The sequence below is a fragment of the Pseudomonas auratipiscis genome (assembly GCF_036324085.1).
Classification (GTDB): Bacteria; Pseudomonadota; Gammaproteobacteria; order Pseudomonadales; family Pseudomonadaceae; genus Aquipseudomonas; species Aquipseudomonas auratipiscis.
This window is the reverse complement of sequence record NZ_JAZDCU010000003.1, coordinates 216,903-236,798: the sequence shown is the minus strand read 5'-3', so window position 1 is coordinate 236,798 and position 19,896 is coordinate 216,903. Positions and strand designations below refer to the sequence as shown.

General features: G+C 54.4%; 13 protein-coding genes and 3 pseudogenes. 10 read left to right on the top strand and 6 right to left on the bottom strand.

What is annotated here, in order from left to right:
• Window positions 1-57 precede the first annotated feature (57 nt).
• The 4 genes from V0R60_RS05845 to V0R60_RS05830 all read left to right on the top strand — a co-directional run bounded on the left by V0R60_RS05845 (window position 58) and on the right by V0R60_RS05830 (window position 4,601).
• Entirely contained in the window at window positions 58-1,002 is a 945-nt protein-coding gene (locus tag V0R60_RS05845) for a Gfo/Idh/MocA family protein (RefSeq protein WP_330079012.1), read from the top strand.
• Window positions 1,003-1,024: 22 nt separating this feature from the next.
• The gene (locus tag V0R60_RS05840) at window positions 1,025-1,954 is read left to right on the top strand and encodes an amidohydrolase family protein (RefSeq protein ID WP_330079013.1); all 930 of its coding nucleotides are present in this window, start codon (window positions 1,025-1,027) and stop codon (window positions 1,952-1,954) included.
• Between the two features lie 27 nt (window positions 1,955-1,981).
• Window positions 1,982-3,715, top strand: coding sequence for an L-arabinonate dehydratase (gene araD / locus V0R60_RS05835; RefSeq protein WP_330079014.1), 1,734 nt, complete (start codon window positions 1,982-1,984; stop codon window positions 3,713-3,715).
• A 109-nt stretch (window positions 3,716-3,824) separates the two neighbouring features.
• Window positions 3,825-4,601: a lysine/arginine/ornithine ABC transporter substrate-binding protein gene (locus V0R60_RS05830; protein ID WP_330079015.1), complete on the top strand. Its 777-nt coding sequence runs from the start codon at window positions 3,825-3,827 to the stop codon at window positions 4,599-4,601.
• Window positions 4,602-4,644: 43 nt separating this feature from the next.
• On the opposite strand, the gene V0R60_RS05825 is transcribed toward V0R60_RS05830, so the two are convergent.
• Window positions 4,645-5,397: a GntR family transcriptional regulator gene (locus tag V0R60_RS05825; RefSeq protein WP_330079016.1), complete on the bottom strand. Its 753-nt coding sequence runs from the start codon at window positions 5,395-5,397 to the stop codon at window positions 4,645-4,647.
• Between the two features lie 160 nt (window positions 5,398-5,557).
• Window positions 5,558-6,445: a D-hexose-6-phosphate mutarotase gene (locus V0R60_RS05820; RefSeq protein ID WP_330079017.1), complete on the bottom strand. Its 888-nt coding sequence runs from the start codon at window positions 6,443-6,445 to the stop codon at window positions 5,558-5,560.
• Window positions 6,446-6,578: 133 nt separating this feature from the next.
• On the opposite strand from V0R60_RS05820, the pseudogene V0R60_RS26940 reads away from it, so the two are divergent.
• The 4 genes and pseudogenes from V0R60_RS26940 to V0R60_RS05805 all read left to right on the top strand — a co-directional run.
• Window positions 6,579-7,793, top strand: a pseudogene (locus tag V0R60_RS26940) (HAMP domain-containing protein); the annotation flags it as partial.
• A 267-nt stretch (window positions 7,794-8,060) separates the two neighbouring features.
• The gene (locus V0R60_RS26935) at window positions 8,061-8,702 is read left to right on the top strand and encodes a methyl-accepting chemotaxis protein (protein ID WP_408005542.1); all 642 of its coding nucleotides are present in this window, start codon (window positions 8,061-8,063) and stop codon (window positions 8,700-8,702) included.
• 466 nt (window positions 8,703-9,168) lie between these two features.
• The gene (locus V0R60_RS05810; protein WP_330079019.1) at window positions 9,169-10,200 is read left to right on the top strand and encodes a 1-aminocyclopropane-1-carboxylate deaminase/D-cysteine desulfhydrase; all 1,032 of its coding nucleotides are present in this window, start codon (window positions 9,169-9,171) and stop codon (window positions 10,198-10,200) included.
• 32 nt (window positions 10,201-10,232) lie between these two features.
• A complete protein-coding gene (locus V0R60_RS05805; protein WP_330079020.1) occupies window positions 10,233-11,615 on the top strand; it encodes an amino acid permease in 1,383 nt (460 codons plus the stop codon).
• Between the two features lie 202 nt (window positions 11,616-11,817).
• Here V0R60_RS05805 and V0R60_RS05800 read toward each other — a convergent pair whose 3' ends face one another.
• The gene (locus V0R60_RS05800) at window positions 11,818-12,669 is read right to left on the bottom strand and encodes an AraC family transcriptional regulator (protein ID WP_330079021.1); all 852 of its coding nucleotides are present in this window, start codon (window positions 12,667-12,669) and stop codon (window positions 11,818-11,820) included.
• Window positions 12,670-13,367: 698 nt separating this feature from the next.
• Window positions 13,368-13,495: pseudogene (locus tag V0R60_RS05795) on the bottom strand (LysR family transcriptional regulator); the annotation flags it as partial.
• A gap of 601 nt (window positions 13,496-14,096) precedes the next feature.
• On the opposite strand from V0R60_RS05795, the gene V0R60_RS05790 reads away from it, so the two are divergent.
• A complete protein-coding gene (locus V0R60_RS05790; protein ID WP_330079022.1) occupies window positions 14,097-15,476 on the top strand; it encodes an MFS transporter in 1,380 nt (459 codons plus the stop codon).
• A gap of 15 nt (window positions 15,477-15,491) precedes the next feature.
• Window positions 15,492-16,907: an amidase gene (locus V0R60_RS05785; RefSeq protein ID WP_330079023.1), complete on the top strand. Its 1,416-nt coding sequence runs from the start codon at window positions 15,492-15,494 to the stop codon at window positions 16,905-16,907.
• Between the two features lie 256 nt (window positions 16,908-17,163).
• On the opposite strand, the pseudogene V0R60_RS05780 reads toward V0R60_RS05785, so the two are convergent.
• A pseudogene (locus V0R60_RS05780) lies at window positions 17,164-18,489 on the bottom strand (tyrosine-type recombinase/integrase); the annotation flags it as partial.
• 100 nt (window positions 18,490-18,589) lie between these two features.
• Window positions 18,590-19,858: a tyrosine-type recombinase/integrase gene (locus V0R60_RS05775; RefSeq protein ID WP_330079024.1), complete on the bottom strand. Its 1,269-nt coding sequence runs from the start codon at window positions 19,856-19,858 to the stop codon at window positions 18,590-18,592.
• Window positions 19,859-19,896: the final 38 nt, after the last annotated feature.

Genomic DNA, 19,896 nt, shown 5'->3' with positions numbered 1-19,896 from the left:
CAACCAACCCCAAACCAGCCATGAGAGCCTCGAGGGGACATCAAATTGAATATCTGCATGATCGGCCACGGTATGATGGGTACTTGGCATTCGCAGAGCCTGCAGAATACCGATTGTGTACTGCATACCCTGGTTGGACGCGAGGCCGAGGCGACCGAAGCCTTCGCCCGAGAATACGGTTATCGCCACTGGTTCGTGGACTATCAACAAGCGCTGCGCTCGCCCGAGATTGATATCGTGATAATTGCCGGCCCCAGCCAGAGCCACGCGCAAATGGCACTGGCGGCGCTGGAGCACGGCAAGCATGTGCTGGTGGAAATCCCTCTGGCACTGTCACTGCATGACTGCGAGCGTATCGTCGACACCGCCGCGCGCCTGAACCTGATGGTTGGTGTGGTTCATCCGATGCGCTTTCGTCGCGAACACCGTCAACTGGTAGAGCGCCTGAAGGCCGGGACGGAAAAGGTACTTCAGGTTCAGTCGCGGCTGTTCCTGCACCGTCGGGAAAACATCGGTTCCACGGGGCTCAAGCGTTGCTGGACCGATAATCTGCTCTGGCATCACGGAGCGCACCTGGTGGACGTGGCCTTGTGGTTGACCGGCAAGGGTGACCCGGCTGCAGCTGCGGCGAGCATCAGCAACGTGCAGGCGACGATGCCTGAGGCAGACGAGGCCACCGGCATCTCCATGGAGCTGGCCGTACTGATGGAGACCGAACAACGCCAGTCGATGGTTTGTACCGGCTCCTACAACTCCCCCGACCGCATCTTCGACATTTTTGTCGTCACTGACCGCGATTCGTACCGCCTGAACATTCTCGACGCGACACTCAAACAGGGCACGCACCTGCTCGAAGTCGATCCGGAACAGGACAACAACGCGCAGGTTGCGAGGGACTTCGTCGTAGCCGTGCGGGACAGGCGTGAGCCGTTGGTGCCGGCTCACTCCGTATTGCCAGCCATGCGACTGCTGCATCGTATCGAACAGGCGCAAATCTCTTAGCCATCACTTCAGGATTACCGCAATGGCCGAGCAAACTTCCAGCGATAACAGCGTCAGCATTCTCCGGGTCGTTCATAACCGTCCGGCGATCAGCATTCCGAGCGGAGCCTGTGACTGCCATGTTCACGTGTTCGGCCCCACCGAGCGCTTTCCCTATTGCGCATCAAGGGCCTACACCCCGGCACCGGCATTGGTCGAAGACCTGATGGAGCATCAACGCATTCTTGGCCTGGATCGAGTCGTGGTGGTCCAGGCGAGCGTCTACGGTAGCGACAACCGCTGCACCCTTGATGCCATTGCCCGAATCGGCAGCGGTGCGCGTGGCGTAGCGGTAATCGACGAACAAACTTCGCTGGCAGAGTTGGAAACCCTGGCCCGCTCTGGCATCAGCGGTATTCGACTGAACCTCGCTGCTGCGTCCGCGGATGCAACGGCGGCCTTGCGTGCTCTCAAACATGCCAATGAAGTGGCCACACAATTCGGTTGGCATATCCAGGTGTTTGCGCCCATCGAAGTGGTCCAGGCGCTGCGTCATGAGCTCAAGAAGCTCGATGTACCGCTGGTGCTCGACCACTTTGCCGGTGTGCATGCCAGCGCCGGGGTCAAAAGCGAGGGCTTCAAGGCTCTATTGGGGTTACTGGCCGGCGGCAACTGTCACGTCAAAGTCTCCGCACCGTACCTGGTGTCGGAGCAACCATCGCAGGAAGAGGTCGCGCCGCTGCTATTCGGCCTGGTGTCGGCAGCGCCGGAGCGCTTGCTATGGGGATCGAACTGGCCGCACCCACTGGGCGGGATTGGTGACATAACACGCGGCCCGGTGTCGATGTTCCGCGAAATCGACGATGGTGCGGCCCTGCAACGACTTGCCCACTGGCTGGAAGACGACGCGTTGTTCAACCGGATTCTGGTGGACAACCCGGCGGCCCTCTACGGATTCAACAACCCGGCGTGAAGCTCGACGCCTGACGGACGATCAACAATGAACAATAAGAAACTTGAAGACCTGAGAAGTGCGCGCTGGTTTGCACCGGACAACCTACGTGGCTTCGGCCACCGCTCGCGAATCATGCAGATGGGTTATGCACCGGCAGACTGGGCGGGGAAGCCCGTGATCGCGATCCTTAATACCTGGTCTGATATCAACCCGTGTCACGCTCACTTCAAGACCCGTGTCGATGACGTCAAGCGCGGCATCCTGCAAGCGGGTGGATTCCCCGTAGAGTTGCCGACACTTTCACTGTCGGAGAACTTCGTCAAGCCGACCACCATGCTCTACCGCAACATGCTGGCCATGGAAGCCGAAGAACTGATCCGCTCCCATCCAGTGGACGGGGTGGTATTGATGGGTGGTTGCGACAAGACCACCCCGGGACTGTTGATGGGCGCGACCAGTGCCGGGCTGCCGTCGATCTACGTACCCGCCGGGCCCATGTTGCGCGGTAACTGGAAGGGCAAGATTCTGGGGTCCGGCTCCGACGCCTGGAAATATTGGGACGAACGCCGCGCCGGCAATATCAGTGACAAGGACTGGCAGGACATTGAAGGCGGCATTGCCCGCAGTCATGGCCACTGCATGACCATGGGCACGGCCTCCACCATGACTGCTATTGCCGAGGCTATCGGCATGACACTGCCGGGGGCGTCCTCAATTCCAGCGGCGGACGTGAACCATATCCGCATGTGCGCCGAAGCGGGACGTCGGGCGGTGGAGATGGTCTGGGAAGACCTAACCCCTGCCAAGGTACAGAGTCGTGGCGCTTTTGATAACGCCATTGCTGTCGCCATGGCCATGGGCTGTTCGACCAATGCGGTGATTCACCTGATCGCGATGGCCCGCAGGGCAGGGCACGCACTGACGCTGGACGACCTGGACGCGGTTAGCCGCTATGTCCCGGTCATCGCCAATGTACGCCCCAGCGGCAGCCAGTACCTGATGGAGGATTTTTTCTACGCAGGCGGACTACCCGCGTTGATGCGGATCATCAGTAAATTCCTCTCGCTGGAGGAAATCACGGTGAATGGTTGCACCATCGGACAGAACATTGCCGAAGCCGAGGTGTACAACGATGACGTGATCCGTCCTCTGAACAACCCGATTTATGCCGAGGGTGCGCTGGCCGTACTCAAAGGAAATCTGGCCACCGATGGCTGCGTGATCAAGCCTTGCGCCATGGAGGCGCGGCTGTTGAAGCACACAGGTCCGGCGATTGTCTTCGATGATTACCCTGCTCTCAAAGAGGTGATCGACAGTGATGATTTTGACGTCACTGCCGACCACGTGCTGATTCTGCGCAATGCAGGTCCGCAAGGCGGGCCGGGAATGCCAGAGTGGGGCATGCTGCCAATTCCCGCCAAGCTGGTGAAGCAGGGTGTGCGCGATATGGTTCGGATTTCCGATTCACGTATGAGCGGGACCAGTTACGGTGCATGCATCCTCCATGCTGCACCGGAAAGCTACGTCGGCGGCACTTTGGCGTTAGTCCGTAACGGCGACCTGATCAGGGTGGACGTAGATAAACGCAGCATCGAGCTACTGGTGAGCGCGGCAGAACTGGCGACTCGACGTGAAGCGATGCCACAGCCGGAGCCGCGATTCGGCCGTGGTTATGGCTGGATGTTTGCGCAACACATTCTTCAGGCAGACAAAGGTTGCGATTTCGATTTCCTCGAAAGCGGTTTCGGCGAAACCGCTGGTGAGCCGGCGATTTTCTGATTTTTAACGACTTTTCTCAGGAGCAAAACCACACCGAAACGACTCTAAAAATGGCCTGTATGTTGCAATAAAACCAATATATTAATGTACGGCAAAGAAGGTGGTGTTTATGAAACTTGCTAAATGCGTTCTTTTTGCAGCCTTTGGCCTTGGCTCGACCTTGGTGGTCAGTCTGGCTTCAGCGGATGAAACGAAGGAAATTCGTATCGCCACGGAGGGGACCTACCCACCGTTCAGCTACTTGGACAAAGGCAAGCTGACTGGCTTCGACGTAGATATCGCCAACGCCATGTGCGAGCGGATGAAGGTCAAGTGCGACATCGTTTCGCAGGAATGGGACGGCATGATCCCCGGTTTGATCGCCGGCAAGTATGACGCCATTGTCGCGTCGATGAACATCACCGAGGAGCGCAAGAAGAAGATCGATTTTAGCAACAAGTATTATGCCACACCCGCTCGATTCATTACGGTCAAAGATGCTGGAATCGCCGACATCACTGCGGCCGATCTCGCGGGCAAGAGCATCGGCGTGCAGGTTTCCACCACCCAGTCGAACTATCTCGAAGAGAACTACAAACAATCGGAGATCAAGCAGTACAAGACCGTGGATGACGCCGCAATGGATCTGGCCAATGGTCGCATCGACGCAGTGTTCTCTGACGCTGCGCTGCTCTATGTCTGGATGAAAACCAAAGACGGCGCCTGTTGTGCGTTCGTTGGCGGTGATGTGATCAACGAGAAATACTTCGGCGTCGGCAAAGGGGTAGGGGTTCGTCAAGGGGACACGGCGTTGCGCGAGCAGTTCAGCAAGGCGATCGCCGAACTGCGTGCGGACGGGACCTACGAGAAGATCAACCTGAAATACTTCCCGTTCTCCATCTACTGAGTGCGGAAAGGCCAGCCGGAGCGATTCGGCTGGTCTTGTCACATCAGGCATAAAGGCGTTTGAAGTCTTCCAGGGAATCGCAGTTGGTAATGGTTGCGGAGTCTTCCGCAAAGAAGTCGGGGTGTTTTACCGAGAGGACTTTTAGGGTCTCGTAGATGCTATCAATGTGCACGCGCATGGCCGCCACTGCGGCGTCCTCGTCCGAGGCCCGGACGGCATCGGCGATGCGCTCGTGTTCGTCAATCACTTCGGCGAACTGATTCTGCGCCGGAAAGGCCATTCTCCGTACACGGTCCAGTTGCCCTTTGGCGCCATTGAGCAAACGCCATAGATTGGGGTAGCCGGAGCACTCGCAGATGACCCGATGAAACTCTTCGTCCAATGCATAGAACTCGTCAACGTTACGGTGCTCGGAGGCGAACCTCTGGCGCATCAGGAGCGTGGTGAACGGATCGATCCGGTCCTTCTCGTAAAACCGTGCTGCCAGGCACACAGTGCGATACTCGATGCTTTCGCGGACAATCTGGCCTTCGATAACATCCTTGAGTTTGATCAGGCTCACGGCGGTGCTCGAGTTGGGCTTGATCGTGATCAGCTTCTGATTCGCCAACTGCAATACGGCTTCGCGTAGCGGGGTTCTGGAAATATCCAGTTGTGCGCACAGCTCCTTTTCGCTGATCACGTCTCCCGGCTGCAATCGAAGTGAGATGATCGCCGAGCGCAGCAGTTCATAGACTTGGGCGGTCTTGGGCAGACGATGGTCGAGCATCTCGGGATGGAAGACAGAGGCATTCAATAGGAGAACTCCGCGAGGGGTTGAAAAGATGTACTCGTATATTAGCGAAAGATCACGGGCTAAGGCGAACCCCATGTAAAGGCACTCGGATTGCCCGGAAAGGACCTGGCAGCAGTGCCCGGGTCAGCAGCAAGCCTACAAAGCCTGGAACCAAGATGAGTCAACGCTGAACCAACTGTCGTGAAATTCGCACAGCCAGCCCACCGCTGGCCCCCGGAACAATTGTGAACATATCCTCCAGTACTCGCGCGGTCTCGATGCACAGCATTGCGCGCCAGGCGTCGGGGTGAAACTGATCCAGCGTTGCGGCCCTTTCCGGCCCCGGATTCCACAGCACCGCGGAATGGCTTGATCGGGTGTTGATGAAAATTTTCCGCTGCCAGGCAGGATCCTCAATGACTATTATCTTCCCCAAGCCCTGATAAACCCGTTCGGTCGGCCCGCTGATACGAGGTTCGCTGACCTGTTGACATAGAGTTCGGTCATGCAAGTTGTCGTAATAGCATGCACCAGCAAATCCCCGCAGCGTCACAGCACTTACATCACTCACAGCGTAGTAACTGTGCAATGCGGCCGTCATGGCGACGGCCCGTGGGCCGTGGTTAACGATGTCGAGGTCAAGTTCCAGCGAGTTTTCATCCAGCTTGAGGTGTATACGTGCGGTCAACCCATGCCGCGTGACAGGCGACGCGAATGTGAGACGGGCTCCGTGTTCATCGGCCTCCATATGCTCCACTTGCCACAGCGCCTGCCTGACTAACCCGTGAAAGGGTGCATCGGCCATGTGCCAATCCGCTTTTACCGCTTCGGGATTGCTTTGCAAGTCGACAAACCATGGCCAGCAAACTGGTACTCCGCCACGAATTGGAGTGCCCGCAATGAAGCTGGCGTAGGCGTTGCTCCAGATCACGGGCGGCTCATTACGAAAACCGTACTCCAGCAACTGCGAGCCCTGAGCGCAGATCAGGGCGTAAGCCTCGCCGTACTCAATACGCCATGCGCCGAGATCATGCAGGGGGTAGGGGTAGATCGTTGCAGCAATCGACATTGATTGAACGCTCGCTATGGCCATTCGCCTTGACGTGGGCCCAGGCAGTTGTCATTTTGGCTGGGCACTGATACCAATATATTAGTATAGTGCAATTAAAACAAAAATTCTTGACAGAAAGAGGAGCGCTCGGATGAAGCTTATGCAGTGGGGAGTTTCAGCGATGGAGCGACTGGCGTTCGTGCGCAAGTTCCAAGTCTTGCTGATCGTATTCCTGATCCCTCTGAGTTACGGGCTCTGGGCGCTGTGCTCACGCTACAACAGCGAATTGAACGGCATTGAAAAGGAACGCGCCGGCGTGGCGATATTGCTTGAGCTGGTTGATGATCAGGCCCGTGCCGCCTCCGAACGTAACTTGGCAGCACGGTGGAGAGCCACCGATGTGGCGTCCCGTGGAGTAGGTAATTCCACAGTGGATATGAATGCCTGGCTGCGCAGTCAGGGGTCGCGCTTACAAAACTTGCAGGTCATGATCACCGAACAACAGACCAGTATTTCAAAGAAGATGCAAGACGCACTGGCGGACGAAGTCCAACAGCTTTTCAGCGACCAGAAGCGCCTTGATGCCGCACGCCACGACGCCCAGGCGATGGTGAGTTGGTGGGGCGACGCCTATAACGCGAGTACCCGTGCTTTACAGGCAGTGCGCATGCTTAGTGAAGCCGCCGCTGATGAAAGCGGCCTGCGCCGGGATCCCAGAGCGGATACCTCCGAGCAAGTCAACGTCGTCACCTTCGACGGACCTGCCCTCAATTACCAACTGACCAGCCTGGCCAGCGTCGGGCAAGGCACCATCGGTTCCGGAGGCTTCAACCTGCTGACCCGCTCGCAACTCCGGGAAAGTATCGCAACAATCAACGCAACGCTGATCGCTCTCGGCCAGAGCGCATCCAGCGATGCCATTACACTGCGTGATGGCGCGAACTGGCAGCAATCTCATCAGACTGCACTCGGGCGAATCGGCGGGTTGGTCAAGCAACTGGAACAAGACTTTTTCCGTCGCGATCTCAATTCGTTGGAGCCCTCCAACGTCAGCCAGCGGGTAAGCGAGGCACTGGAACTGTCCATTGGCCTGCAGAAAGAAGCGCTGCTTGACCTCGACCAACGCTTGGCAAGCTATCAACAGTCTGCTTGGCACGGCTCGGTAGTGGCGGTGTCGTTGTTCAGCCTGACGGCGTTGCTCGCACTGTATGGCGTGCTCTGCGTACAGGTTTCAATCCGTCGTAACACCGTCGGTATCACCCGCACTGCTCGCTCGATGAGTGAAGGTGACCTCTGCTCTCGTGTGGAAGTAGTCGGTAACGATGAACTGGCACACATCAGCCATGCGCTCAACGCCGCCCAGGAGCAACTACGGGAGTCGCTCCAGGCCATCAGCCATCAGACCCGTGGAGTCACTGCTACCGTGGCGGTGCTGGATGATCATGCCGGTGCCTCGGTGCAGGCTGCGGACAACCAGCGCCATCAGGTCGCCCTGATTGCCGCTGCTGCGCTTGAACTTGCAAACACCGCACAAGGTGTGGCTCTGACCTGCGAGACCGCTGTCAGCTTCTCCAGCGAGGCTCGCAATCTGGCAAACGAAGGCCATCAGCAGAGCAGTCAGACCACCTTGGGCATGCAGCAATTGACAGGCCGTTTGGATGAAGCCACTGCTGCTCTGGACAGCCTGCGGGAGCGTACCCAGCGTATTGACGTGGTGGTGGCAGTGATCAAAGGAATCGCCGATCAGACCAATTTGCTGGCGCTAAACGCAAGTATCGAGGCGGCCCGTGCCGGCGATCAGGGCCGTGGCTTCGCTGTCGTAGCTGATCAGGTGCGTGAGCTATCGGCGAAAACCCAGGCGTCCACCGCTGAAATCGGAGCCACCATTGCCGATCTTCAGCAGGGCGTCCGCGCCACCGCCAGCTTTATGCTGACCGCTTGCGAGCAATCCAAGAGCGACGCGGCAGACGTGGTCCGCCTGGGCGAGCATCTGAAACTGATTGCCGGAGCGTCACAACAGGTAGGGGAAATGCTCGAGCAAATCGCCACCGCCGCGCAAGAACAGGCAAGTACGGCAGAGGACGTCAGTGCCAATATCTTGCGGGTGGATGAGGCATCGTCGCGGATTCTGGAGAGTGCCCGTGAAGTCAATGGGGTAGCAGTGACGCTCAAGCAGGGATGCGACGCGCTGAAGGAAAATACAGAATGCTTTCGGTTGGAGCATCCCACTGGCGGAATGCCTGATACTCGGCGCAGTGCAGTGTGTATGCCTTGAAGAACCGCTTGGCGATGTAGCCGCGCCGAGCACGGCACCTCAGGCGATTTGCTGAGTAATGTGCTCAGCGGCAAGTGCTATCACGGATGTCGCGCAGGTGACTTCGAGTCTGAATGAAGCGCGAGTCATTCGCACCTTCAGCAGTCTGCGCCTCGGTGTCCCGTGAGGATGTTGGCCAGTCGGCGCACAGACAGTACACATCTACAGCGCCGCGCGCACATTGACTCGCTTCGACAAGATCACGAAACGCTATTCCTCAAACGGTTTACGGTGTTTGCGAAATCTCTTTGTGTGCAGATCCTAAGATTTTCCACATTCAAAAAGGGCGCCTCTTCAGCCGCTAACTATAGAGCTAAGACCCGTATCGGGTTTTTACGTATTTTGTCAGAGACTCAGTATGTGGTGTCCGGACTTCGTTATGTTCGTCGTAGCAGCATGAAGACTCATCATCCTGAGGGTATTTCATATGACCGCTTTGAAAACACTTGAAAACTTGCCTCGTCTTGATCTACGTGGATTCACTACGCCTGTACAATTACTCGAAAGATTCAGTGAGTCGATTGGAGTCGAGGTATGGTGCAAACGAGACGATATAGGCTCCGTTGGACTTGCGGGAAATAAGGTTCGAAAGCTTGAAGTCGAACTTGCATACGCAGTAGCGAGCGGCGCGACCCATTTAGTTGCGGAAGGCTCAAGGCTCTCCAATGCGACCCGAGCTGTGGCTGCTGCCAGTGCAGCGCTTGGATTAAAATGTACGCTGATCCTTTCTCACGAAGAGCCTCACGAGCCTGTTGGCAATTTAATGTTAGACGGGCTATTGGGCGCCAACTTGAATTTCGTTGGAGATGTAAGCTGGCTAGAGCTTAGTCAGCAGGCACAAAGTGTTGTTCGTAAACTCGAGGAGGCAGGTGAACGTGTTTACAGGCTTCCAATTGGATGTGCTTCTGAGCGAAGTTGTTTAGGGTTTGCGCTCGCTTATGCTGAGCTTCGCGAGCAAATGAACGAGCAGGGTCGTAAAGTCGAGACAATTGTACACGCCTCATCTTCGGGTGGAACGCATGCGGGTTTGGTTCTTGGTAACGCACTCTATGGAGATCAGACTAAAATTCGCGGTATTGTTGTCGCGGAAGATGTCTATCCGGATGTGGAGGGTACATATCTTTCATACGCTCGCGGTGCTGCGAAAATTATCAATGCGGATATTGATATCTCGCGCTCTCACATCAATATCAGTCAAGAGTATTTGGGTGATGGATATGGGATGCCATCAGTCGGGATATATGAGGCCATTGACTTGCTAGCCTCAAAAGAAGGCTTGCTGGTTGATCCGGTTTATAGTGGTAAGGCCGTGGCTGCCATTATCGATTTGGCGTCAAAACAAGACCTTAAAGGGCCAGTAGTGTTTTGGCATACAGGAGGGTATCACGCTCTATTTGATCCGAGCTACGCTAAGCGCATTTGGAGTTCAATTGACCGCCTATCAAAAATAAATTTGTAATTTTTAGAAGAATAACAATAAGGTGCACCAAGATGAATGACAATAATCTTCGACGGGGCCTAAGCACTAGGCACATCCGTTTTATGGCTCTTGGGTCGGCCATCGGGACGGGGCTTTTTTATGGATCGGCATCAGCCATAAAATTAGCAGGCCCTTCAGTTTTGCTTGCCTACTTGATAGGTGGCGCAGCGATTTACATGATGATGCGCGCCCTTGGTGAAATGGCGGTTCACAATCCGGTATCTGGATCTTTCGGACACTACGCTAGTCAGTACCTAGGTCGTTATTTTGGTTTTCTCACAGGCTGGAGTTATGCGTTCTCGATGCTGGTGGTGTGCCTGGCTGACGTAACCGCGTTCGGTGTGTATATGGGGTTGTGGTTTCCTGATACACCACCCTGGATCTGGGTGCTCGGAATAGTCCTTTTTATCGGTGCCTTAAACCTATGCAGTGTCAAAGTATTCGGGGAAATGGAATTCTGGTTATCGTTGTTCAAGGTGACTGCTATTGTTGCCATGATTCTAGCAGGGGGTGCTGTACTGTTGTTTGGCATTCAGTTGGATAACGGAACTGGCGCGGTTATCGGGCTCTCCAACTTATGGATCCATGGTGGGTTTTTTCCTAATGGCGTTAGTGGGATGATCGCCTCTTTCACCGTGGTGATGTTTGCTTTTGGCGGTGTCGAAATGATTGGCATCACAGCCGGCGAGGCTAGAGATCCCAAGCACGTGCTGCCCAAAGCAATCAATTCGGTACCTTTACGTATCCTACTTTTTTACGTACTTACCTTAGTGGTGCTGATGGCCATTTATCCCTGGACGAATATTGGTAGTAAAGGTAGTCCCTTTGTTCAAATATTCAGCGGCCTAGGCATAAGCTCGGCGGCGACTGTCCTGAATATCGTAGTGATTTCCGCTGCTGTTTCCGCAATAAATAGCGACATATTCAGCGCAGGGCGAATGATGTATGGTATGGCACAAAACGGCCAAGCCCCCTCAGGTTTCGCATCCCTGTCGCGTTTCGGCGTGCCTTGGATGACTGTCGCAGTGATGAGTATCGCTTTACTTTTAGGGGTGGTGCTAAACTACTTGATGCCGGAAAACTTATTTTTGACCCTCGCCTCGGTAGTGACTTTTTCAATTGTATGGGTCTGGCTGATGATCCTTCTGTCTCAAGTCCTGATGCGCCGTGGCATGAACAAAGATGAAGCGGCTGCTCTAGATTATCCAGTACCTCTATGGCCGGTAGCCCCAGCATGCGCCATTGCTTTTATGGTATTCATATTTGGTGTGCTCGGGTGGTTCCCCGCCACGCGTACAGCCATGTTTGTCGGGCTCGGATGGTTGACACTACTATCGGCGGGCTACTGGCTATGGGTAGCTTGTACCCCACAGCCTGCGTCGGCCAACGCTTGACTCGATAAAACATTATACGTCCGGCAAAGGAGTGCCGAGACGTCTCTATCAGCAAAACGGATCGTATCCATATATTTTGAGATTGTTAGTTTCAGAAAAGTTTAATTCGACTTCACTAGGTGTTTGAAGGGCGATATAAATTGCAAGGTTTCTTATTGAAGTCTGATAGATAGTGTCTCGCGCGACAGCCACTCACGGGTAATTAAGGCTCGCCAGTATTCCCTCCTGTCTCTGGAGAGTCTGAGGATACCTTTCTAATGTCAGCGCTAAGCTGTGTGTTATCCGATGGCTTACTCCGAAAAGCGTTCGGGGTGGCGCCCATAGCTTTTTGAAACATTGCGATAAATGCAGAAGGTGTGCTGTAACCCAATTTTTTGGCCACCGATTGCACGGTCAATCCATCAGAAAGCATTGCAAGTGCCCTTGACAAGCGAAGCCGTTGCTTCCACTTGATAAAACTCATCCCAAGATCACGGTCGCAGCGGCGGGCAAGGGTGCGTTCGGTGCTGTTAACGTGTCTTGACCACTCTAGAAGTGAGCGATTATTCCCAGGGTCTTTGAGTAACACTTCGAGTACCAGCTTTAATGCAGGGTCATCAGACATAGGCAAAAAACTCTCAATGCACGATCCCGCACTTAGCTGATCAATCAAGACCCGCATCAACCGGGTATCTTGTTCATTTTCAGGCTCGTGAGTTCCTCGTTTTTTTATATCTAAGAGAATCGCCTTGGCAATAGCTCCTACTGAAATGATGCTAGCGACAGTTGGCAGGGTTTTGCATAGCGTGGCTTCGACGTTTAAAAGAAAATATGCGGCGTCGTTGTCTGCCCAGGCGAGATGTTCCGTATTAGGTGGTAACCATATCCCAAAATCTGGAGGCGCCGCGTAACAGCTGTTTTCAACAGTTAGCTCAATAACTCCCTTGATCAAGTATACAAATTGCCCCCAAGCATGTTGCTCTGTCGAAAACGAAGTTACTTTGTTTGTTTCTATGATTCCAACCGATACTGAGCTCATCTCTGAAGTCTTATGGTGATCTGAGTGGTTGGGCATCGTACAAACTCCGCATAGCACGTTGATATCGTATCTTGAAAATTATAGCAGAGTACAATTGCTTGTCCTATTTTGTTGTCGAGGCATGCACAATGAAAGTAATAAATTTCACCTGGCAGCCGCACCCCACTGGTGAAGTCATGAGCGAGTTGGATTCCATCAATGAGTGATGGAGTGGGGGAGCACTGCATTTGGCGAGAGTGCCAATCAATCCCGATTGGGCGATGTGCTGGGAGATGATAAGTCTAGCTACTGAAAAGAGACCTCTCATGTCTAAACTCGCCGATTTTCGTCAACTCGAACAGTCCGTCGACGAACAGCTCAAAGTTCTCGACGCGTTGAAAAGCGAGGTTGGTCTCAAGTAAGATTTCAGCCATGAGCAAAACCCTAAAAACTAGCCATTAACTGCTGTTGCTGATTAGCCTGCTCGTTCAAAATTTTACTCACGCGCGCCGATTCTTCTGATTGAAGGGGCAATTTTTTAGTGACATCGCAGATGTTGGCAACGTTTCAGTTTACTTATTCCGATACCGCATTCTGCTCTTAAGCAGCACCGGCCACTGCGCAGGTCCCAACTGTGCGCGCCGGACACCAACCCGAAAGCGATGCCCCGGCCGAAGTTCCCCGGACCAGCAGCATGAGCGAGGCCAGCATGATGACCACCGAACAAGTCCGAGCCGATGCCAACGATACTCGTCCAGGCCTTTTTCCAATTCCTTAATTGCACGCGACAGCGGTGTTGCTCGATGTGCAGCTTTTCGGCCTCACGGGCGAAATGGAGTTCTTCTGCTACGGCGAGGAAGCAGTGTAAATGTCTAAACTGCATCTCGCCTTCCTCCTCAGGTCCCTCTTAACTCAGTGCTTGCTCGACTTCATTTTCGCTAATCGTTGCGGAGTTTTCGCTCGGCAGTCGTCATGGACTCGTTTCTGAAGATTCCTGTATTCAAACAATAGGCTTGCGCGCACGGCGCCCCGCGCTCAACGATCGGTGACAGCAGCCCGTATACAATGATTAGGGCTGTCGCTGCAATAGATGCGGTGGCAATGCTGCCGACGCTAATATCCCAAGGATGTTCTCACTCATCTGCCGACGCAGTGAGCGAGTGAGATTAAGCCTTGCTGCCGCATCAGTGAGTGCCCGTTTAATAGCGCAAGGTGTATTCGGCGGATGCTTACGATCACTTTGCGCGCTTGACGTTACGTATCGTTACCCCTACATACCCTTTTTGTGGGCATCCGCCCCATTTTCATGCGTTCGTAGCTCGTCGAGGAGCGTCAATCCCCGCATTGCAATCGCTTATGTAGCTGTTTTTTAAGGGATTTTCTTAAAATTCAGAGAGTTGGTCTGAAACCTGCAGATAGCTGATATATTAGGACATCAGTTTGTCCGGTGTCACAAATCTTTGCTCAAGATGAAGGATGACAGCGTGAACCAGATCACCCAACACGGTAGCTCTAGCCGAACTTTGGCCTCTCCGGTCCGCGATCGGCAATCAGCCAATCACGTACCGGTCGATGAAAGCACTGTCCGGAAGTACGTGATATCAGCATCCTCAGGTACTGCATTGGAGTATTTCGATTTTGCAATTTATGGATTGGCGGCTGCGCTCATATTCAACCCGTTATTTTTCCCTAACGTATCGCCATTGATTGGTTTTTTGGCCAGTTTTGCGACCTTCGCGGTCGGGTTTCTCGCGCGCTTCATCGGGGGCGTAGTACTCGGATATTACGGTGACAAGCTTGGCAGGAAATTCGTTTTGGTCGTAACAATCGGCTTGATGGGAGTTTCAACGGTACTAATCGGGTGCCTTCCGACGTATGACCAAATTGGATTACTGGCGCCTGTACTGCTCGTGGTCTTGAGAATCTGTCAGGGATTCGGGGCGGGGGCGGAGATTGCTGGTGCAACTACACTCTTGGTTGAAATTGCTCCTATCGGGAAGCGCGGATACATCAGCTCGTTTGTGTCGTTGGGTACAAACGTGGGCACCATCATCGCATTAGGGGTATGGATGCTGGTCTCGATGTTACCCGAAGAATCCCTCTTGTCGTGGGGATGGCGTATCCCGTTTTTGGCTAGCATTGGTGTGGTGATCTATACCCTTTGGCTTCGTCGTAATTTGGAAGATAGCCCGGCATTTAGCTCTAACGCTGCCCGCCAGGAGGCGTTTCATTTCCCATCCTACATGAGAGACCTCCTCAAAAATGGGCGTAGAAGCCTTATAAGCTCGGTCGGTCTGCGCATTGGAGAAAGTGGGCCGTCATCGTTCTATCAAGTATTTTTGGTTGGGTACGTGGTAACGACTTTGCAGCTCGATCGGACCGTGGCCACTAGCGCTTTGTTAATCACTTCAATTATTTGCTTCGCGATTATTCCATTGGTTGGAAAGCTGTCGGATCATTTCGGGCGACGAAAGATGTACCTTTTTTTTACGGCATGGAGCGTGCTTTGGTGCGTTCCCGCATTGCTGCTCGTCAATACAGGAAAGTACCCGTTGGTGCTACTAGCGTTCTTGGGTGGCTATGGAGTGGGCGTAGTTGGAACGTATGTGGTACAGCTCGCTTACCTGCCTGAGCTTTTTGGTTCGAAATATCGCAATGGTGGCCTGGCTACTTCCAAAGAACTTGGCGGGTTGCTCAGCGGTGGGCTTGTACCAGTAGTTTCTGCGTCGTTAATGGCTTTTTTTGGGTCGGTGTGGATCGTCGCGGGCTACATCATGTTCTTGGCCTTAGTGGCTTTTATAACTGCTCTACGTAGTCCCGAAACCATGAATAGAGATTTGGTCGATGCGGCCGATGCCATTTGATTAAGAGAGGTAACAATGCGTTCTGTTTGCGATCTATCTGCCATTGAAATGATTAATGCATTTCGCTCGAAAGAACTTTCTCCTGTAGAGGTCACCCGAGAAGTAATCGAGCGAGCACATAACATCCAGCCGCTGCTTAATGCCTTTTGTTTGATTGATGAAGCGGGTGCTCTGCAAGCTGCTCGTCAAAGTGAGAAAGCTTGGTATTCAGGAAACAACATTAGGGCGTTGGAAGGTGTACCGGTATCCATCAAAGACGTGACCACTGTTAGAGGGTGGCATTTAGGTCGAGGTTCGCTCACATCTGAGGGTAACCCACCTGCCGCTTCGGACTCTCCTAGCGTAGAGCGATTACGCAACGCAGGGGCAGTGCTATTTGCGAGCACCACCAGCTGTGAAGGTGGCTGGAAGGCAGTTACGGACAGCCCTCGAACGGGCATCACCCGCAACCCATACGACCTTGAAAAGACACCAGGTGGAAGTAGTGGGGGCGCGGCAGTGGCAGTAGCTTGCGGTGCTGGCCCGATCGCCCTCGGGAGCGATGGCGGAGGTTCAATCAGAATCCCTGCCAGCTTCACAGGGATTTTCGGCTTCAAACCTCAATACGGTCGTGTGCCTCAATACCCTTTGGGCGCTCATTACACCAACATGTCGCACCAAGGGCCTATGACACGTTGTGTAGATGATGCGGCGTTAGCGCTCCAGGTCATGTCAGGAATCCACCCGATGGATCCCGATACATTGCCTGCATTTTTAAAAGATGATTTTGTTGGATTGGAGGGCGCAACCCTGCAGGGTATGCGCATCGCAATAACATTAGACTACGGCTTCATGACAGTCGCCCCGGAAATAGCGTCTGCCTATGAAAGCCTACCTAGGCTATTACAAGAGCTTGGTGCTGAGGTAGTTCACCTAGAACCGGTTGACGATTGGCGTCAGACTTATCGTACGTTGTGGCAGGCCGGAGCAGCTCAAGCAATTCGCCGGTTGCCCGAAGTGCTTCGCCAGAAAGTTGATCCTGGCTTTTTGGCGGTCGCCGCCAAAGGCGAAGCGATTGCTATCGAGGAATATCTGGAAGCGAACATGGCTCGGATCAGCTATAGGCACATGTGCTCACGACTATTCGGTGAGGTTGATGCCGTTATCAGCCCAACTGTAGCGGTTCTACCTTTCAAAACTGGAGTCGATACTCCATCGTTAGCATTTTCAGACTGGCTTGATTGGGCCGGAATTTCATTGCTTGCTAATTTGACAGGCCAGCCAGCTGCATCCGTTCCATTTGGATATTCAAACCGTGGTCTGCCGATCGGGCTTCAGATTCTGGGTGCCGCTTACGAGGACGTGAAAGTGCTTAAAATTTCTAAAGCACTTGAAACGGCGAACCCAATTTCAAGAAGCCCTAATGAGCTGATGGAGCAGCTATCGCGTTGATTATGACAGGGCTTCTCGGCTAAATCTGACGCTTTTAAAGTATCAACTCCGCTAGTCGCTGATGAACCTCATCAGTGACTGGCTTGAGTTTTGCCATCTGTGTCAATCAATGAAGCTTGCAGGCGCCGATCCATACTTGCCTCAAGCCAATGTGGTTCGTACCGCCTGTGGAACGTTCACTACTCATCGCGAATTTAAGGTCACAACATGGCTTGTCGCGGATGTTAAATTGCGGAGAACGCTGGGTGCAACAGCGCTAGGAGGGTGTCCGCATCTCTGGCGCCGCGTACGCTGGAAAAGACAGAATCGACTCGTTAGGCGTGTGCTCATAGGTGGAGGACAGCACGGCACTGAGTCGATCGCCCAACAGGTTCCAAGCACACTTCTTCTCTTCGGCATAGTCGTGATGCAGGTAGTGCGTCGCACCCGCGAGCCGGCCAGCACATGGTTTTGGCAGTGGTCGATGACGTCCAGGCTGACCCCCAGGGCTTGCATCATGGTCGCGCCGGTGCAGCGCAGGTCATGCGGTGTCCAGTCACCGTTCTGGCCGTCGGCAAGGATGAGGGTACGTCGTGACGCCGTCTGGAGAGGGCCTTGCGGTTTTTAAACCGGGCCTGGCGATCGCCGACCTGTTTACTCACTACTTTTACGACCACATGCCCATCACCCTGCTTGTTGGGAAAGCACCACTGTGAGTCTCCGGTGAGGGTTTTGAGTTCCTGAAAGAAATGCAGCGCAAAGGGGGAGAGGAAGACATAGTGGTCCTGTTTCTTGCCCCGCGTGCCTTTGACGTTTTCACTGGGGGGAACCAGGTCTGCCGGTCCAGATCGACATTTTTCCATTCGGCCTGCAGCAATTCGCCAATCCGGCACAAGGTGCCCAGGCTGATCCAGAGCGCGAGTTGAGTCTCTTTGATTGATGGACGCATGCCTTCGTATTTCTGGCCCGCGGGGAGGGCGTTGTAATAGGCCGTCATTTGCCGCAAGCGATTGTGCAGTTCCAGCAAGTCAGCGGGCGAAAGGTTGCGGATTCGTTCCGCCTCGTAGTCAGCAGGGATCAATGGGGAGATGTCGACCAGCTCAGTTGGATCACCCTCGACCAACAAGGCCCACCAAGGCTGGCGCTGTCTGTCCCAGCTGAACATCTGAGTGAGTCGGCGAAGAAACTGATGGCTTGCCGGTGAGCGCCGCGGTTGCCCGCGGTGCGGATCAGTGCTCGAATATCGTGTTCGGAAACATTGTTCACCGATTTCTTGCCCAGTGCGGGGTAAAGGTCATTGGTAAAACGGCGTTGTAGTTCGGCATTGCCATCTTTGCGCGCCACGCCATCCAACAGCCACGCCTTGGCCATCCTGGACGGTCGGCGTTTGCACCTTCGTCGTTTTTACTTGTTCAGCCTCTACGTTAGCAGCGGCGTATGCCTGTGCCTTGGCGGTTTTCTTTTGCTCGTTGGGGTTGATCTGATCATCGATAAGCGCTCGAGCCCGCAGGCATACCTCTTTGTTCTGGTCGCCCCAGCGATAGAGAAAGCTGACCGGCACACCGACCTTTCGCACCGAGATTCGACCGGCCAGATTGCCGTCCGATAAGGTACAGCCTTCCGCTGTTGATAGCGGTCGGGCTCAATGACCAGAGCCCCAAATAGACCCAATCTGCGAAGGGTTGGCAAATCACTCGATGTAGTCAGTTCACGGCGGCGAGCGAGGCGTTTATGCGCAACCGATCTAGATAGTCCGACCATTGCTGAGCAGCCTCCCGACGTTGTCCTAGCAACTGTGCACGTGCATACACCGCGCCCAGCGCCCCCGGCATACGGTGGGATAACGACAGCTCCAGCACGATCGGGTCGATGCCCAGATGCTCGTGGGCAATGGTCCGGTAGGTGGCGCGAAAGCCGTGGGCTGTGATGTCGTACTCTGGCCAGATGCGTTGAAAGGACTTGAGCATGGAGGTCGGGTTTATTGGACGTCCCGGATAAACCGGTGAGACGAACACCCAGCCTTTACCTTCTTCATCGACCACGCGGGTTTTATGTAGCTCGCGTAACAGAACCAAGGCTTGTTCAGGCAACGGCACGATGTGTTTGCTCTTGTCCAGATGCTTGGTCTTGCTTACCACATAACGCCAATCGGCGCCCACCAAGTCGACATCTTCCCAGCGCATCTGCACCAGTTCGCCTGGGCGGACCGGCAACATGACCAGCAGGCGCATTGCGGTGGCAACGCTGCCATCGTTGCAGTCATCAAGGCGTAGAAGAAACCTGCCCAGGTCGGATGGCCTTTCGATCGCCGGGTTGCTGGTCACGATGTGGCGAATCTTCAACTCCTCGATGTTACTGAGCGCCACGTTGCGCTCGACCCAGCCGCGTCCCTCGGCAAAGCCTAGGACGGCACGGATGATGGTGCGCACGCGCCGGGCCATGGCCATTGTGCGCTGGCGGCGCAGCTCGGTAATGATCGTGGTGATGTGCTCCAGCTTGATCTCGCTTATCGGCTTTTTGCCAATGGCAGGCAAGATGTGGTTGTTCAGCGCTCCGGTAAAGCCCGAGATGGATTTGGTCACCAATTCGGCAGACTTGAATGCCAACCATTGCTCGGCCACGTACGCGAAGGTGCGCTCTTCATTGAGCAACTGTGCCTCGATCTTGGCGGTCCTGGCCTTGAGCGGAGCGGTGTGGTTAGCCACGTCGCGGCGTGCGCCGCGGGCAATGTCGCGCGCCTCCTTGAGGCCAATGTCGGGGTAAGCGCCGATGGAAAAGCGGTTTTCCTTGCCATGCAGCCGATACTTCAATCGCCAAACCTTGGAAGGGGATTTGCCTACCTTGCTCGACGCCCTTACCTCCAAGTAGAGGCCAGGAACTTCGCCATCGGCGTGTTTGCCGGGTTCGGTCAGTGAGCGGATCAAGGCATCGCTGAGTTTTCGCTTAAAAACAACCGCATTATCTGGGGGCATCGGTGGGGGCATCCTTTTTAAGGAACCGAAATTTGCCC

Excerpts from the sequence above, each read along its gene's own strand:
- V0R60_RS05845 (WP_330079012.1), top strand. The coding sequence starts at position 58 with ATGATCGGCCACGGTATGATGGGTACTTGGCATTCGCAGAGCCTGCAG.
- V0R60_RS05840 (WP_330079013.1), top strand. The coding sequence starts at position 1,025 with ATGGCCGAGCAAACTTCCAGCGATAACAGCGTCAGCATTCTCCGGGTC.
- araD (WP_330079014.1), top strand. The coding sequence starts at position 1,982 with ATGAACAATAAGAAACTTGAAGACCTGAGAAGTGCGCGCTGGTTTGCA.
- V0R60_RS05830 (WP_330079015.1), top strand. The coding sequence starts at position 3,825 with ATGAAACTTGCTAAATGCGTTCTTTTTGCAGCCTTTGGCCTTGGCTCG.
- V0R60_RS05820 (WP_330079017.1), bottom strand. The coding sequence starts at position 6,445 with ATGTCGATTGCTGCAACGATCTACCCCTACCCCCTGCATGATCTCGGC.
- V0R60_RS26935 (WP_408005542.1), top strand. The coding sequence starts at position 8,061 with ATGCAGCAATTGACAGGCCGTTTGGATGAAGCCACTGCTGCTCTGGAC.
- V0R60_RS05810 (WP_330079019.1), top strand. The coding sequence starts at position 9,169 with ATGACCGCTTTGAAAACACTTGAAAACTTGCCTCGTCTTGATCTACGT.
- V0R60_RS05805 (WP_330079020.1), top strand. The coding sequence starts at position 10,233 with ATGAATGACAATAATCTTCGACGGGGCCTAAGCACTAGGCACATCCGT.
- V0R60_RS05800 (WP_330079021.1), bottom strand. The coding sequence starts at position 12,669 with ATGCCCAACCACTCAGATCACCATAAGACTTCAGAGATGAGCTCAGTA.
- V0R60_RS05785 (WP_330079023.1), top strand. The coding sequence starts at position 15,492 with ATGCGTTCTGTTTGCGATCTATCTGCCATTGAAATGATTAATGCATTT.
- V0R60_RS05775 (WP_330079024.1), bottom strand. The coding sequence starts at position 19,858 with ATGCCCCCAGATAATGCGGTTGTTTTTAAGCGAAAACTCAGCGATGCC.